Below are 14,249 nucleotides of genomic sequence, written 5' to 3' on the forward strand. Positions count from 1 at the left end.
CGCACCGTCGGGCGAGGCCCTGACGGCCTTACTTCGAATTCGGCAGCGGGATGACGAACTTCGTGCCCGCCTTGTGGGCCGTGGTGGTCTTCTTTGTGACCTTTTTCGCGGCCTTCTTCGTGACCTTCTTCGAAGTCTTCTTGGCCGCAGTCTTCTTGGCGGCATTCTTCTTTGCCGCCTTCGCCTTCTTGGCCGCCTTCTCCTTCGCGGCCTTTTCCTTGGCTGCCTTTTCCTTGGCTGCCTTTTCCTTGGCTGCCTTCTTCTTCGCGGCCCGCTCCTTGGCGGCCTTCTTCTTCGCCGCCCGCTCCTTGGCCGCCTTCTCCTTCGCGGTCTCCTTCTTCGCGTGGTCCTTCACGACACCGGAGGACGCGGCGACATCGCCCGCGATGAAATTGATCTTGCTGTCGTAGGTGGCGACCAGGGAGTCGGTGACCGATGACGGTGCCGAGGTGGTCACGTCCACCGCGTCCGTGTACGGGTTGTAGACCGCGCTGGCGCCGTAACCGGCGTCCTGTATCTGCGTCATCGCGTCGCTCTCGATCGACGAGACCTCGTCGTTGCTGGCGAACTGACTGTACTCACCGGTGAGTACGATGCTGGAGTCGGAGAAGCCGGTGAATCCGTCCGGATAGGTCCAGGTATCGGGGACGCTCCCGCCCGTGAACACCAGGGTGACCTCGCCGTTGTCGTCGACGTACTCGGTGAGGGCGTTGTTGAGATCGCCGATCTCCGTGATCAGCGCCCAGTCCTCCTCACTGATCCCCGGGTCGCCGGCCACGATGTTGATCTTGCTGTCGTAGGTCGAGACCAGCGAGTCGGTGACCGATGCCGGCGCCTTGGTGACGACGTCCACCACGTCCGTGTCCGCGTTGTACTCGGCGATGGCGTTGTAGCCGCCGGCCTTGATCTGGTCGATCGCGTCATTCTTGATCGACAAGACCTCGTCGTTGGTGGCGAACTGGCTGTACTCGCCGGTCAGCACGATGTCGGAGTTGGAGAAGCCGGTGAATCCGTCCGGGTAGACCCAGGTATCGGGGACGTTTCCACCCGTGAACACCAGGGTGACCTCGCCGTTGTCGTCGACGTATTCCAGAAGGGCGTTGTTGAGTTCGCCGATCTCCGTGACGAGCTGCCAGTCGTCCTCGCTGATGCCCGCGTCGGAGGGGGCGATCTGCGCGTATGACGGGGCGGCGGCGCCCAGCATGAGCGAGGCGGACAGGATGGCGCCCAGGAGGAGCTGTCGGGGCATTCTTCTTCGCATTTTCCCTACCTTTTGATCGACCGTGCGCCCGCATGCGATGTCACCCACCGCATGCACGAGGGTGCAGGGGTTTCTGGAGTGATCTGACGTAATGGCACTTCACCCCGAGCGCAGGGTTTTTCCTGCGTCGAGTCGCGTTCGCGGATTCCGGGAAACGTCAGGACCGGGCGAACGGGTCTTCTGGGCCGTCGCGGGATGCGGGGTGGCGGGCACCGTTGAGGTTGTCGCGCGGGACGTCACCGAGAAGGGTCGGGCGTGGGGTGGGCGTCCCGTGAAGGGGCGTCGCGAAGGCGAAGCCGTGGGTCGGGTGAGCGGTGCCCCGGCCCGGGGCCGTCACGGTGGCGGCCTGGTTCAGCCTCGGTGCGCGTCATGGCGACAAGCTTTGAGGTGGGGACTCCGTCGGCGCCATGGGGGTTTTTGCGCATTCGGAAGCGGTGGGTACCAAAAGTTCGTTGAATGATGTATTAATGATCCACATCGTATGCCGGTGACCACCACACCGATCAGGCCCTGAGCCCAACGGGCCCGCCCCTGTTCGCCCAGGTGACGAGGGATTCGTGGTCGACGGACCGTGAGCCGGTCGCCCTGACGCGGCCGGGCCCGCCGGGTGGGTACGGCCGTCCCAACACGGCGCGGAGCAGGGTGACGCCGTGCCGGCCGGACAGGCTTGCTTCCCTTGAGTACAGCCCTGAACTGCGTGTTGTCGTTCCGCGCAGGTCGGCGAACCGCAAATGCGCAGAAACACCCATGTCGCCTGGCCGGCTCCCATGTCCATGCTTGCTGCCGCACAGCCGGATCACGCCGGGCGGCCACAACCGCTTTCGGCCCCCTGTCCCCACGACAGCCCTGCCCCGATGGGGAGGGCCGCCGTCGGGGCATGCCGGACGCCGCTTCGTACGGCAGGCGAAATCTCCCCTCCAGGTGCCGCTACGCGGATCCGGTGCGGTCCACCTTGCAGCAGACAGAAGGAAGTGGAATGAGATCAGGAACGAGACGTACGCGTCTGGCCGGGGTGCTGGCAGTGAGCGCCGGCATCCTCGCCGGGACGCTGGCGATACCCAGCACCTCGGCGGTGGCCGAATCCACCTTCTCGACGACGGGTTCCTCCGTCTCCTCGGCCACCACCGCTGAGACGGGTCCGACCGAAGCCCAGTGGAATCGCATCAACGCGGTCTCGGAGAAGTACTCCGCGCTCGGGGTCTCCACGGACGACAACGGGACCGACCCCGTTCTGCGACTCCCCGCGGGCACCACCCCCGCGGAGAAGGCCGAGGTCGAGGCTGCGCTTCCCGACAAGGCCGGCGTCGCGGTGAAGACGAGCCGGTTCACGGAGAAGGCGATGTCCGCGATCTCCCAGGCGGTGACGGATCGCAAGTGGAACAGCGAAGCCCACACCTACAGCGTCAGCACCAGCTACGACGGCGCGTCGGACAAGGTGCTCGTCCGGACCGACGCTCCTCTGTCCGCCGTCAAGGGACTGCGTGCCAAGTATGGGAAATCCATCTCGATCAGGCAGTCCCGTTTCGAGCCCAGAAACCGATTCACCCAAACCAACCTGTTCTACGGTGGAACCGCCCTCATCGGAGGATCGAGCAACGCAAACTGCACCGCCGGCTTCAACGCGTACCGGCCTGTGACCAACCACGACTACATGCTCACCGCTGCGCACTGCTACACCCTCAAGACCAAGGTCTATGTCCGCACGATGAGTGGTGAGCGTGGGACCGTGATGGGACAAATCGATGAGCGGTACTCCAGCTACGACACAGGACTGATCTACCGGATCGACCATCAGAACCAGGCATACGACGCGCACATCTGGAACGGAGGTTACGCGGAGAGCACCAGCAGGCTGTTCGTCCGTGGAGAGCAGTCCGTTTCGAAGGGCTTGAAGGTGTGCGTGAGCGGCGCCAGGACGTTCGCCCACTGCGGTCACCCCATCCAGGACACCAACTTCGGTACCTGCTACGGGGGCACAGACATCTGCATCACTCACTCACGCGCTTTCACCTTCACCCGAGGTGGAACCAACTGGCCCTGGTACAACAACGGAAGGGTCGCCAAGCCCGGTGACTCCGGCGCCCCTGTCTACACGATGGACAAGACCGAGTCCGCCGCCTTCATCGCTGGCATGTTCTCGGGCGGGGTCGGTGACATGTGCTGCGACTCCTTCCGGATGATCGCCATCAAGTGGAGTGCGATCCGCGACGGGCTGGGCCTCCGTCTCCGAACGTACTGACCACGACCGCTGACGGCGTTCACACCTCCGGAGCCCGGCGGACGCCGCCGGGCTCCGGCCCCCGGTCGCGTTACGGGCGACCGGCACCGCCCCTCGGGGCAGACTCCCCGCCACGGAACTGACTCCCGTGCACGGGCCCGCCCCGCCGCGTCGAAAAGTCCGGACGGAGCCATCCGCCCTGGCGTCCCTTCCACAGACTTCACAGCAGCGGCCCCGAACCACCACGGAGCCGTGTCGTGCAACCACCCTGGAGCCCCGCAATGTCCCATTCCCGTACCAGCGCCGGTAACCCGGCCACGCCCATGAACCAGGGCGGCGCCCAGGGCCGGCACATCGGCATCAGGCTCGGCGCCTGGCTGGCGTCCAGCGTCCCGTACTTCGGGCCTGTCACCGGGGTGGCGGCCCTGTTGTACGGCCTCGCCCTGGTCATCGCCGGTTCCGACATCAACGCGACCGTCACGCAGATACTGAACTCCGGCGCCTGGTTCGCGGCCTCGACCTGGACCGCCCTCGGCTACCAGACCGGCGCCACCGTCCTGCTGTTCCTCCCCCCGGCCGCGGCCGGCTACCTCGCCTACGGCATCGCGGGACGGGCCGGAGTGGTCCCCGCCGTCATCGGCGGCATCGCTGTCTCAGGGGTCCAGGGCGGTGTCCCCCTCGGTCTCGTCGCCGGCGCGGTCGCGGGTGCGGTCACCGTCCTGCTGCGGCGCGTCACCGCCCCGCCGAAGCTCCGCGGCATCACCCACTCCGTACTGACTCCCCTGCTGGCGAGCGCGGCTTCCGCGTTCGTGGCCGTCGCGCTGTGCGGAACGCTCTTCGACATGCTGCTCGGGGCTCTGGAACACCCGATGATCGTCCTGCAGTTCAAGTACCCCGTGACACTCGGCCTGCTGCTCGGGCTGATGGTCTGCTCCGACTTCGGCGGGCCGCTGAACAAGGCGGCCCTCTCCTTCGCCATGATCGGTGTGGGCGGCAACGTCCCGGCGAACTTCAGCCAGCTCAACATGTCCATCATGGCTGCGGTGATGGCGGCCGGCGCGGTCCCCGCCCTGGGCCTGTCGCTCGCCAGCCTCGTGCGCGGCAAGGTGTTCAGCCAGGCGGAACGCGACTACGGCAAGTGCTCCTGGCTGTTCGGCCTGATCTCCCTCCCCGAGGGCGCGATTCCCTTCGTCATCGCCGACCCGCTGCGGACGATCCCCGCTTCCATGGCGGGCAGTGGCGTCGCCGGCGCCCTGGTCATGCAGTTCTCCACCACGGTCTCCGTGCCGTTCGGCGGATTCCTCAACGTAGGCGCCATGGGCAAACCGTTCCTGTTCGCCCTTGCCGTCGCGGCGGGCGTACTGACCACCGCCGCCCTCGCCATCGGCCTCAAGAGCCTCCGGCGCACCCCCGCACCGGCCAAGTCGGTGAAGAGGGCCCGCGGCAGCCGGAAGATGGTGCCGACGGCCGTCTGAGCACATCCGTTGCCGGTACGTCGCCAGGCCCAGGAGCGGGCCTGGCGACGTACGGCGACCGCGCGGGACCCCACCCGGCGAGGGACACACTGCCGTTACTGGATCCGTGAACCTCGCTTCACTCGGCGGCGGACGGGCCGCCTGAGCGCTGCCCGCACCCACCGCATCCTGCGCATCTGCGAGCGCCAGGACCCCTCCTTCCTGGCCGCGGCGCGGGCGCCGGTCGAACTCGGCGTCGGACGGAGAGGTACGCCGGTGCAGCCACTGAAGCAGCGAAACCGTGGCATCGCGGTTTTGGATGCCTACCCCGGCCACCTCGACGGCCAGGAGCAGGTCGAAGCAGTCCTCCGCCAAGGGCTCGCAGAGAATCAACGGGTTGCTTCACCCGGCTTGTTGGTCTGCTGTGGATGTCTCCGAATGACGGTTCGCAAGGGCGTGCACGAGTCCATGCCCATTTCGCCTGTTCCCCGTTTCGCGAAGTCGGAGATCAGCCGCAGAACACGAAGGAAAACTCCGCGGGCGCGACATCAAGCCGGTGTTCGGGCAGCACGGCGGGTCCGCAGGACGCGGAGCCGATGCCCTGAAGGGCGTGGTCGAGGTTGACCCATACCGTGTCGCCGGGTGTCAGGTCCGTGGTGTGGCGTGCCGTGTCGAGTTGTTCGCTCGTCCAGCGGCGGGCGGTGAACCAGAAGACCGGCTCGCCCTCGATCCGCAGGGCCGGGCCGGTGCCGCCGGCGGAGAGTTCGGCATGGCGGACATCGACCCGCGAGCCGTTCTCCTGCGGGCGCACGTATGGGGTCTGCATCGCGTCGACACTCATCCTGTAGCGGCCCAGGCGCGACGCGGCTCGGGTGTCGGGGTAGGCCTCGCCGGGGCCGCCACCGAACCACTGCGCCTGGTCGTACGTGGCAGGCAGTCCCAGTCGGACGCCGAGCCTGGGCAGCGGTACCGTCCAGTCGCCCTCGGGAACGACCGAGACGGTGAGCCGCAGCCGGTCCACGTCAGCGGTCCAGCGGTACGTCGTCCACAGACCGAGGTCCGTGGCGGCGGGGGCCACCCGGGTGCGGACGACGAGTTCTTCGCCGGTCGACTCGATGGCGTCGATCCGGTGGTGGAGACGGTGCAGGCCGAGTGCGCGCCAGAGTCGGTCGTACTGATGCTCCGGCGTCCATTCCGAGGCCTGGTCGTTGTCAGTCGGTGCCCGCCATGCGTCGAGACGCGGTCCTGCAGTGACCGGGACCGGCCCGACGCGGGTCAGGGCTCCAGTGCGGGAGTCGAAGGCAGCCGGTCCCAGCGTGATCACCGCGCCGTCCGCGGCGGGACGGGGCACGGATCCGCGCGCCGCCGGGAGGGCGGGCCGGGGAATGACGGAGAACTGGACCCACGCCACCTCGTGGCCTTCGGCGGCCCACGCGTTGTCCTCGGCCAGGACGGCCCGTACGGTCCACTGCGTCTCGGCGCCGTCCGGGACGTCCGGCGGCACGGGCAGCTTCACCTCGGCCGATTCCCCGGGTGCGACGACGGGCACGCCCAACCTGCCGGTTCCGACCGCCTCGCCGTCGGCTTCGAAGGTCCAGGTGAAGGCGAGATGAGACAGGTCCGCGAAGTCGTGGAGGTTGGTGATCCAGACTGTGCCCGCCGCGCCGTCGCTCTCGATACGGACCGGTTCGACGACCTTCTTGTACTCGGTCAGACCCGGCGAAGGAGTGCGGTCGGGGAAGACCAGGCCGTCGCAGACGAAGTTGCCGTCGTGCAGCTCCTCGCCGAAGTCGCCGCCGTACGCGTAACCGTGCTCCGGGTGGGACAGACCGTGGTCGATCCACTCCCAGACGAAACCGCCCTGGCAGCGCTCGTACCGCTCGAACAGCCGCTGGTACTCGCTCAGTCCACCGGGGCCGTTGCCCATGGCGTGCGCGTACTCGCACAGGACGAAGGGCAGGGTCCGGCGCCTCGCGTCCAGTTCCGGGTCGTCCAGCGGGTCCTCTGCGCCCTGACCGATGCGCTCGACCTCGGCATGGTCGGCGTACATCCGTGAGTACATGTCAGTGTCCGCGCACGACCAGTCGCCCTCGTAGTGCAGGAGGCGGTCCGGGTCGCGGTCGCGGATCCAGCCGGCCATGGCGCTGAGGCCCGAACCGGTGCCGCATTCGTTGCCGAGCGACCAAATGACGATCGAGGGGTGGTTCTTGTCCCTTTCGACCATCCGAGCGGCGCGGTCGAGCAGGGCCGGTGTCCAGCGTTCGTCGTCGACGGGGTTGGCGCGCCAGCCGACGGGGTGGAAGCCGTGGGTCTCCAGATCGCACTCGTCGATCACCCACAGTCCCAGCTCGTCGCACAGGTCGAGGAAGGCGGGATGCGGCGGATAGTGGCTGTTACGCACGGCGTTGATGTTGTGCCGCTTCATCAGCAGCAGGTCGGTCCGCATCGTCTCCGCATCGACCGTCCGCCCGCTCTCGGGGTGGAACTCGTGGCGATTGACGCCGCGGAAGAGAATCCGCCTGCCGTTGACCTTGATGACGCCGTCCTCGACGGCGACTGTACGGAAGCCCACGCGCAGCGGGATGCGCTCGCCGGCAGTGGCCAGCTGGGCGTCGTACAGCCTCGGGGTCTCGGCGGTCCAGGGCTCCACGTCCACCGTCGCGCTCTCGCCGGTGGCGAGGTCGAGGCCCAGCTCGGGCACGGTGACACGGCCGGGAACCTCGCTGTCGACGCGCAGGGTGCCGGCGTCGGCGCGGTGGTCGTACGAGGCGTGGACGAAGAAGTCGCCCGCCGCGCACTCGGGCCGGTGCAGCAGCGTCACCTCGCGGAAGATGCCGGGCAGCCACCACTGGTCCTGGTCCTCCAGATAGCTGCCTGAGGACCACTGGTGGACTCGGACGGCGAGCACATTTCCGTGCGGCCTGAGCAGTGCGCCGACCGGGAACTCGTGCGGCAGACGGCTGCCCTTGAAATGGCCCAGTTCCTCACCGTTGAGCCAGACCCGGGCGAAGGACTCGACGCCCTCGAAGCGAAGCAGCGCCTCTCCCCCGCCGGGCCAGTCGTCGGGCAGGTCGAATTCCCTGAGGTGGTCGCCGGTGGGGTTCTCGGTGGGCACGTGCGGCGGGTCGACGGGGAAGGGGTAGACGACGTTGGTGTAGGCCGGTGCGCCGTGCCCCTGGAGCACCCAGTGACCGGGCACGGCGATCTCGCCCCAGCCCGACGCGTCGTGGCCCGGGGCCGCGAAGGACTCGTCCTCGGCGTGCGCGGTCGGCGAGAGCCGGAAGCGCCACATGCCGTTCAGCGGCAGACGGATCGCGTCGGAGGCGGCGTACCAGGTGCGCGGCGGCAGCACACCGTGGCCGGGTGAGTAGTCCTCGAATGCGGGACGGCAAGGACCCTGGGCGGGGTTCATGATGCTCCTCGGTCGAATCGTGCAGGACCCACGGACTCAGCTCAGCACACCGCGAGATGCCCGCGACAGAAACCGATCACTGTCCTTGAATAGCCAATCTTGTTGTTGTTACGCACACAACCCCCCTGATCCAGGCCTCTTTTCCGCGTCCTGCCCGTTGACCCTCCCAATCAGTGACACCTAGCGTAGAGATCGGTTGCTATCACCTTGTCCTCGCACTGTGCCCGAAGCCGGAGGCCACCGCCTTGTCCGAACGTCCCTTGGCGTTGTTCGCCATGAGTGCCGAGACCCTGCCGAACGTCTATCCCCCGGACGTGATGGACCGGATTCGGGCTTCCGTCGACATCGACCCCAGCCTGATCGTCCGGGACTTCCAGGACCCTCGGGTCCAGCGCGTGCTGCCCGCCACCGAGATCCTGCTCACCGGCTGGGGCTGCCCGCACATCGGCGCCGAGGTGCTCGACGCGGCGCCGAAGCTGCGCGCCGTACTGCACGCGGCCGGAACGGTGAAGGCGATGCTGGCCCCCGGCTGGTGGGACCGCGGACTGGTCGTGTCATCGGCCGCGACCGCGAACGCCCTGCCTGTCGCGGAGTACACCCTGGGCATGATCATGCTTGCGGGCAAGGACCTGTTCGCCGCCCGTGAGCGCTACCGTGCGCAGCGCACCTTCACCGTCGCCGAGATCCTGCCCGGCATCGGCAACTACGGCCGCCGGGTCGGAGTGGTCGGTGCGTCGAAGATCGGCCGCCGACTGATCGAACTGCTACGACCGTTCGACTTCCAGGTGTCCCTGGCCGATCCCTACGTCACCGAGTCCGAGGCAGCCGCCCTCGGCGCGTCACTGCTCCCGCTCGACGACCTGATGCGCGAGAACGACATCGTCACCGTCCATGCGCCTGCCCTCATAGAGACCGACCGCCTGATCGGTGGCCGCGAGCTCGCACTGATGCCCGACGGGGCCGTGCTGATCAACACCGCGCGGGGCAGCCTGGTGGACACCGACGCGCTCGTCGCGCACCTGCGCACCGGCCGGATCAACGCGGTGCTCGACGTCACCCATCCGGAACCGCTGCCCACTCGATCGCCCCTCTTCGACCTCCCCAATGTCTTCCTCACCCCGCACCTGGCCGGCTCCCAGGGCAACGAGGTGCGCCGTCTCGGCCTGTACATGACGGAGGAACTGGAACGGCTGCTGACCGGGCTGCCGCTTGTCCACCAGGTCGACCACACGGGGCTGGAGCGGGCCGCATGACCGAGACTCACGCTCGACTATCGTGAGCATCCACGCGGGCAACGGGGGCTTGGGGAGACAACAGGTGCACAAGAAGGCAAGGGGCCAGGCCCACGCCGAGGCCTCGACCGTCCGGGATGTCGCGGCACGCGCCGGAGTCTCCGCGGCCACCGTCTCCCGGGTCATCGGGGGTACTTACCCGGTGGCCAAGGACACCCGGGCCAGGGTGCTGCGTGCCATGCGCGAGCTGGACTACGTCGTCAACGCGCACGCCCAGGCCCTGAGCGGATCTCCCAACAAGACGGTCGCGTTCATCGTCGACGACGTCACCGGACCCTTCTACGCCCACATCGCACGCGGCGTGGAACAGCAGGCCGCCGCCGAGGGCCGGCTGTGCATGCTCTGCACCACCCATGCCGACCCGCAGCGCGTCTTCACGATCGTCGAGACGATGCGCGAGCAACGGGCCGACGCCGTGATCGTGGTCGGCGGCGCCTGGGACGACAAGGCCTATCACGACCGCATGACGTACTTCGCGCAGGCTCTGGACCGAGCGGGCTCGCGGCTGGTCCTCATCGGCCGTCCACCTCTCGGCAAGGACATCCCCGCCACCGTCGTGGAGTACGACAACGAAGGCGGCGCCTTCGCCATGACCAGCCATCTCCTCAGCGCCGGCCACCGGCGCGTCGTCTACCTGGGCCGGGTTCCGGGGCTGTCCACCAGCAGCCAGCGCGTCAGCGGCTTCACCCGCGCACACGAGACACTGGGTGTCGATCTGGATCCGTCACTGATCGTGGACGGTCAGTTCTCCCGCAGCTTCGGCTATCAGGGAACACGCGCGCTCCTGACGTCCGGCGTCAAGTTCGGCGCGCTCTTCGCGGCCACCGACATGGTCGCCGCGGGTGCCCTCCAGGCACTGCGCGAAGCCGGGGTCCGCGTCCCCGAGGACGTCGCCGTCGCCGGCTACGACGACATCCCGCTCGCCATCGACGTCTATCCGTCTCTGACCACGGTCAACATCCCCCACGAGGAACTCGGCCGCACCGCGGTCCGCCTCGCGCTCCACCGCGACGAGTTCCCCGAGGCCCAGCACCAGTTGCTCGGCACGCACATCGTCGTCCGGGACTCGACCCGGCGCTCCGGCCGCTGACCTCCGGGGGCACATCCCGAGCAATGGCACGGGATGCGCCTCCGCATGCCCGTTTGCGCCGCGCCTAGAAACCGATCTCTAGATCACCCTCGCACCAAAATCTTCACAGGCGGTTCGAAATACCGTGCACACGCAGGGAATTTGCCCGTAACAGAAGATTTCCGCGCACGACACCTTGCCCGCGCGAAGGCACCGATCTAGCTTCCGTAGAGACCGATTTCTACGCACCGCTCCGACGGGGGCTGAGAAGCGGGTCGACACTTCATGCCCGGATCCCCAGGAGGGGTTTCATGAACCGCAAGCAAGGCAGAGTCGCCGCGGCGACCGCGGCAGCGCTCTCCGTCGTCCTGGCCGGCTGCAGCAGCGGCAACAACACCGCCGCCGGCTCCGACGGACCGGTCACCATCGAGATGTGGGGCTGGGGCGAGACGCAGTACACCCAGCCCATCGTGGACAAGTTCAACTCGACCCACACCGACATCAAGCTGAAGTACGTCAAGCAGGCAGACGACACCAGCACCGCCGCGAACGTGCGCAACGCGGTCGCGGCCGGCAAGGGCGTGCCGTGCCTGGTGCAGAACTGGGGCGGCGCCGAGGTCCCGAGCCTCGCCGCGGAAGGGCTGCTCGCCGACGTCACGGAGTACGTCGAGCCCTACGTCGAGAAGGGTGTCTTCAACAAGGCCGCCCCCGCCGGGGCCCAGGCGGGGGGCAAATACTACGGCGTGCCCTCCGGCTCTCAGCCGTCGTTCATGCTCATCAACCGGGCGGTCTACGACAAGTACGGCGTCGACGTCCCCAAGACCTGGGACGACGTCATCACGGCCGGCAAGACACTCAAGAAGCACGGCGTGTACGTGATGAACATGGCCGGCGAGGATCCCTCCACGCTGGTCGGCCTGGTCCAGCAGGCAGGCGGCTCCTGGTACGGGATCGACGGCGACTCCTGGAAGGTCGACTTCCTGTCGCCCGAGTCGCTGAAGGCCGCCGACGTCGTCCAGCAGTTGGTCGACAACGACCTGGTGGCGAACCAGACATACATGGACAAACCCGCATTGATCAAGTACTTCGACTCGGGCAAGATGGTCTCTTTGGTGACCCAGGTCTGGCAGCTGGGCGCCTACGAGATCGACTACAAGAAGTCGCTGGGCGACTGGCAGGCGATCGACCTGCCCCAGTTCTCGGACGCGACGCAGTTCACGACCATGGCCCACGGCGCCGCGGAACTCATTCCCAAGGGCTGCGAGCACCTCAAGGAGGCCGTCGAGGCCTCGGTCTGGAAGATGACCTCCAAGGACGCCATCAACGCCTCCTACAACTCCCAGACCAAGTCGTACTCCTGGCCGGGCGCCATCCCCGACCCGTCGCCGTGGGTCGACTCCGCCGTGCCCAGCAAGCTCTTCGGCACCCACAAGTCGGAGACAAAGGAAGTGATCCTCAAGTCGGTCAAGGCCGGCCGGGACTCCTGGGTGGTCGGGCCGAACTACACCGGTGTCTTCGCCGAGCTCCAGGACCAGTGGGCGCAGGTCGCAGCCAAGAAGATCACGGTACGTGAAGCTCTGGAGCACATGCAGAAGTTCACCGTCGACGACCTGAAGTCGAAGAACATCAACGTCGAAAGCTGATCCCATGACTGTCGCCGGCCAGCAGCCTCCCCGTACCGCGCCGTTGAGATGGAAGAAGGTCATGGCGCTCAAGGGCGCCTCCTTCACCGTCCCCTTCTTCCTCGGCTTCGCGCTCTTCACCGTGACCCCGATGGTCATGGCCCTGAAGCAGAGCCTCTACAAGGCGCAGAGTTCGGGGCTGGGCTTCGGCGGGAAGACGATCCAGTTCGTCGGTCTCGACAACTTCGTCCAAGGTCTCCAGGACATCCGGTTCTGGAGCGCTATGGGAAGGGTCGCGCTCTTCGCGGCGATCGCCATCCCGCTGATCCAGCTGGCCAGTGTCGGCCTGGCGCTGCTCCTCGACGCGGCCTCGCAGCGCCTCGCCGACCGCTTCCGGCTGCTGCTCCTCGTCCCCTTCATGATCCCGGGCATCGTCGCCATTCTGATCTGGATCTACCTGTACAGCCCGGTGGTCGGCCCCCTGACACCGTTCTTCCGGCTCTTCGGGATCGAGGCGGACTTCTACAGCGGTTCCATGATCTGGATCTCGATCGGCAATCTCATGGCGTGGAGCAGCATCGGGTTCAACATGCTGATCGTGTACGCCGCCCTGCGCGCCGTACCCCCGGAGATCTACGACAGCGCGCGCATCGACGGTGCCTCGGAGTGGCGGATCGCCTGGTCGATCAAGGTGCCGCTGGTACGCCGGTCGCTGGTCCTCACCAGCGTGCTGAGCATCATCGGGACCCTGCAGATCTTCAGCGACCCGATGCTCTTCCGGTCGATGACACCGGAGACCGTCACCCGCGACTTCACTCCGATCATGGCCATCTACGACTGGGCCTTCAGTCAGGGCGAGTTCAACTACGCGGCCGCCCTGTCGATCATCCTCGCGCTCGTCGTCGGCACGGCCTCCGCCCTCTTCTACCGGCTCACGAACAAGGCACCCACCTCATGACCACGATCCTGGACACCACCACTGGGCAGCCGGCCACCGGTACCACGCCCCCGGGCGTTAGGCGGCCGAGGATCCGGCTGCGCGCGGAGCCCGGCCGAAGCCGTCACAGCACCCGCACCAAGGCCCTGGTCATCTCCGGTCTGGTGCTCTTCACGGTCTACTCGCTGGCCCCGGTCTGGTGGCTGATCGTCGCGGCGACCAAAAGCCGGGGCGAGCTGTACACGTCCAACGGCCTGTGGTTCACGGACATCAACCTCTGGAACAACCTCAAGGACCTCTTCACCTACCAGGACGGCATCTTCCTCAGGTGGATGGGGAACACCCTGTTCTACGGCGTCGTCGGCACCGCCGGCATGACTCTGGTCTGCGTGGCCTGCGGCTATGGCCTGGCCATGTACGAGTTCCGGGGCCGCGGCTTCCTCATGGGCTGCATCATCGGCTCCTTCCTGGTGCCGGGCGCCCTGCTCACCATCCCGTCCTTCCTGCTCTTCACCGACCTGGGCATGGTCGACACCGCCACAGCGATGATCGTGCCGAGTTTCTTCAACGCCTTCTCCGTCTACCTCGCCAAGGTGTACGCCGAAGGGGCCATCCCGCCGGAGCTCCTGGAGGCCGCACGCATCGACGGCGCAGGCGAGTACCGCATCTTCTTCCAGATCGGTGCCCGCCTGATGTCCACCGGCGCGGCCACGATCTTCCTGCTCGGGTTCGTGGGGATGTGGAACTCGTTCTTCGGGCCCCTGGTGTTCCTGCGCAGCAGCGAGAAGTGGACCGTCATGCTCGGCCTGTACTCCTGGCTGAAGGTGAAGACCGACAGTTCGGTCGACCTGGTCAGCCTGGTCGTCGTCGGCTCGATCATCTCCCTCATCCCGATGGTGATCCTCATGCTCTCCATGCAGCGGTACTGGCGTACCGGTGTCACCCTCGGCAGCCTGAAGTAGCCCTGGGCCGGACGGGAAAGAA

9 protein-coding genes are annotated in these 14,249 nt (G+C 67.1%); 7 read left to right on the forward strand and 2 right to left on the reverse strand.

Annotated elements, in window-relative coordinates; genetic code table 11:
* Positions 1–28 precede the first annotated feature (28 nt).
* Positions 29–1,249, reverse strand: coding sequence for a hypothetical protein (locus tag CW359_RS45730; protein WP_198655050.1), 1,221 nt, complete (start codon positions 1,247–1,249; stop codon positions 29–31).
* Between the two features lie 988 nt (positions 1,250–2,237).
* Between CW359_RS45730 and CW359_RS03265 the strand changes: the two genes are divergently transcribed.
* Together CW359_RS03265 and CW359_RS03270 are read left to right on the forward strand one after the other, a co-directional pair.
* Positions 2,238–3,500, forward strand: coding sequence for a chymotrypsin family serine protease (locus tag CW359_RS03265; RefSeq protein WP_157968474.1), 1,263 nt, complete (start codon positions 2,238–2,240; stop codon positions 3,498–3,500).
* Between the two features lie 260 nt (positions 3,501–3,760).
* Positions 3,761–4,954 carry a fructose-specific PTS transporter subunit EIIC gene (locus CW359_RS03270; RefSeq protein WP_232838189.1) on the forward strand — a complete coding sequence of 398 codons (1,194 nt, stop codon included), beginning with the start codon at positions 3,761–3,763 and terminating at the stop codon, positions 4,952–4,954.
* 487 nt (positions 4,955–5,441) lie between these two features.
* Here CW359_RS03270 and CW359_RS03275 read toward each other — a convergent pair whose 3' ends face one another.
* Complete coding sequence (locus CW359_RS03275) at positions 5,442–8,345, reverse strand: glycoside hydrolase family 2 TIM barrel-domain containing protein (protein ID WP_105968132.1); 2,904 nt, start codon at positions 8,343–8,345, stop codon at positions 5,442–5,444.
* Between the two features lie 245 nt (positions 8,346–8,590).
* Between CW359_RS03275 and CW359_RS03280 the strand changes: the two genes are divergently transcribed.
* From CW359_RS03280 to CW359_RS03300, 5 genes are all read left to right on the forward strand, one after another.
* A complete protein-coding gene (locus tag CW359_RS03280) occupies positions 8,591–9,598 on the forward strand; it encodes a hydroxyacid dehydrogenase (protein WP_105968133.1) in 1,008 nt (335 codons plus the stop codon).
* 64 nt (positions 9,599–9,662) lie between these two features.
* Positions 9,663–10,727 carry a LacI family DNA-binding transcriptional regulator gene (locus CW359_RS03285; RefSeq protein WP_105968134.1) on the forward strand — a complete coding sequence of 355 codons (1,065 nt, stop codon included), beginning with the start codon at positions 9,663–9,665 and terminating at the stop codon, positions 10,725–10,727.
* A 290-nt stretch (positions 10,728–11,017) separates the two neighbouring features.
* Positions 11,018–12,349 (forward strand): ABC transporter substrate-binding protein, encoded by a 1,332-nt coding sequence (locus tag CW359_RS03290; RefSeq protein WP_105968135.1) that lies wholly within the window; start codon positions 11,018–11,020, stop codon positions 12,347–12,349.
* A gap of 4 nt (positions 12,350–12,353) precedes the next feature.
* Positions 12,354–13,286, forward strand: coding sequence for a carbohydrate ABC transporter permease (locus tag CW359_RS03295; RefSeq protein WP_232838190.1), 933 nt, complete (start codon positions 12,354–12,356; stop codon positions 13,284–13,286).
* A complete protein-coding gene (locus CW359_RS03300) occupies positions 13,283–14,227 on the forward strand; it encodes a carbohydrate ABC transporter permease (protein ID WP_105968137.1) in 945 nt (314 codons plus the stop codon). Before CW359_RS03295 ends, CW359_RS03300 begins: the two co-directional genes overlap by 4 nt.
* Positions 14,228–14,249: the final 22 nt, after the last annotated feature.

Source organism: Streptomyces geranii (assembly GCF_002954775.1).
Classification (GTDB): domain Bacteria; phylum Actinomycetota; class Actinomycetes; order Streptomycetales; family Streptomycetaceae; genus Streptomyces; species Streptomyces geranii.

Excerpts from the sequence above, each read along its gene's own strand:
- CW359_RS03295 (WP_232838190.1), top strand. The coding sequence starts at position 12,354 with ATGACTGTCGCCGGCCAGCAGCCTCCCCGTACCGCGCCGTTGAGATGG.
- CW359_RS03290 (WP_105968135.1), top strand. The coding sequence starts at position 11,018 with ATGAACCGCAAGCAAGGCAGAGTCGCCGCGGCGACCGCGGCAGCGCTC.
- CW359_RS03275 (WP_105968132.1), bottom strand. The coding sequence starts at position 8,345 with ATGAACCCCGCCCAGGGTCCTTGCCGTCCCGCATTCGAGGACTACTCA.
- CW359_RS03270 (WP_232838189.1), top strand. The coding sequence starts at position 3,761 with ATGTCCCATTCCCGTACCAGCGCCGGTAACCCGGCCACGCCCATGAAC.
- CW359_RS45730 (WP_198655050.1), bottom strand. The coding sequence starts at position 1,249 with ATGCCCCGACAGCTCCTCCTGGGCGCCATCCTGTCCGCCTCGCTCATG.
- CW359_RS03300 (WP_105968137.1), top strand. The coding sequence starts at position 13,283 with ATGACCACGATCCTGGACACCACCACTGGGCAGCCGGCCACCGGTACC.
- CW359_RS03265 (WP_157968474.1), top strand. The coding sequence starts at position 2,238 with ATGAGATCAGGAACGAGACGTACGCGTCTGGCCGGGGTGCTGGCAGTG.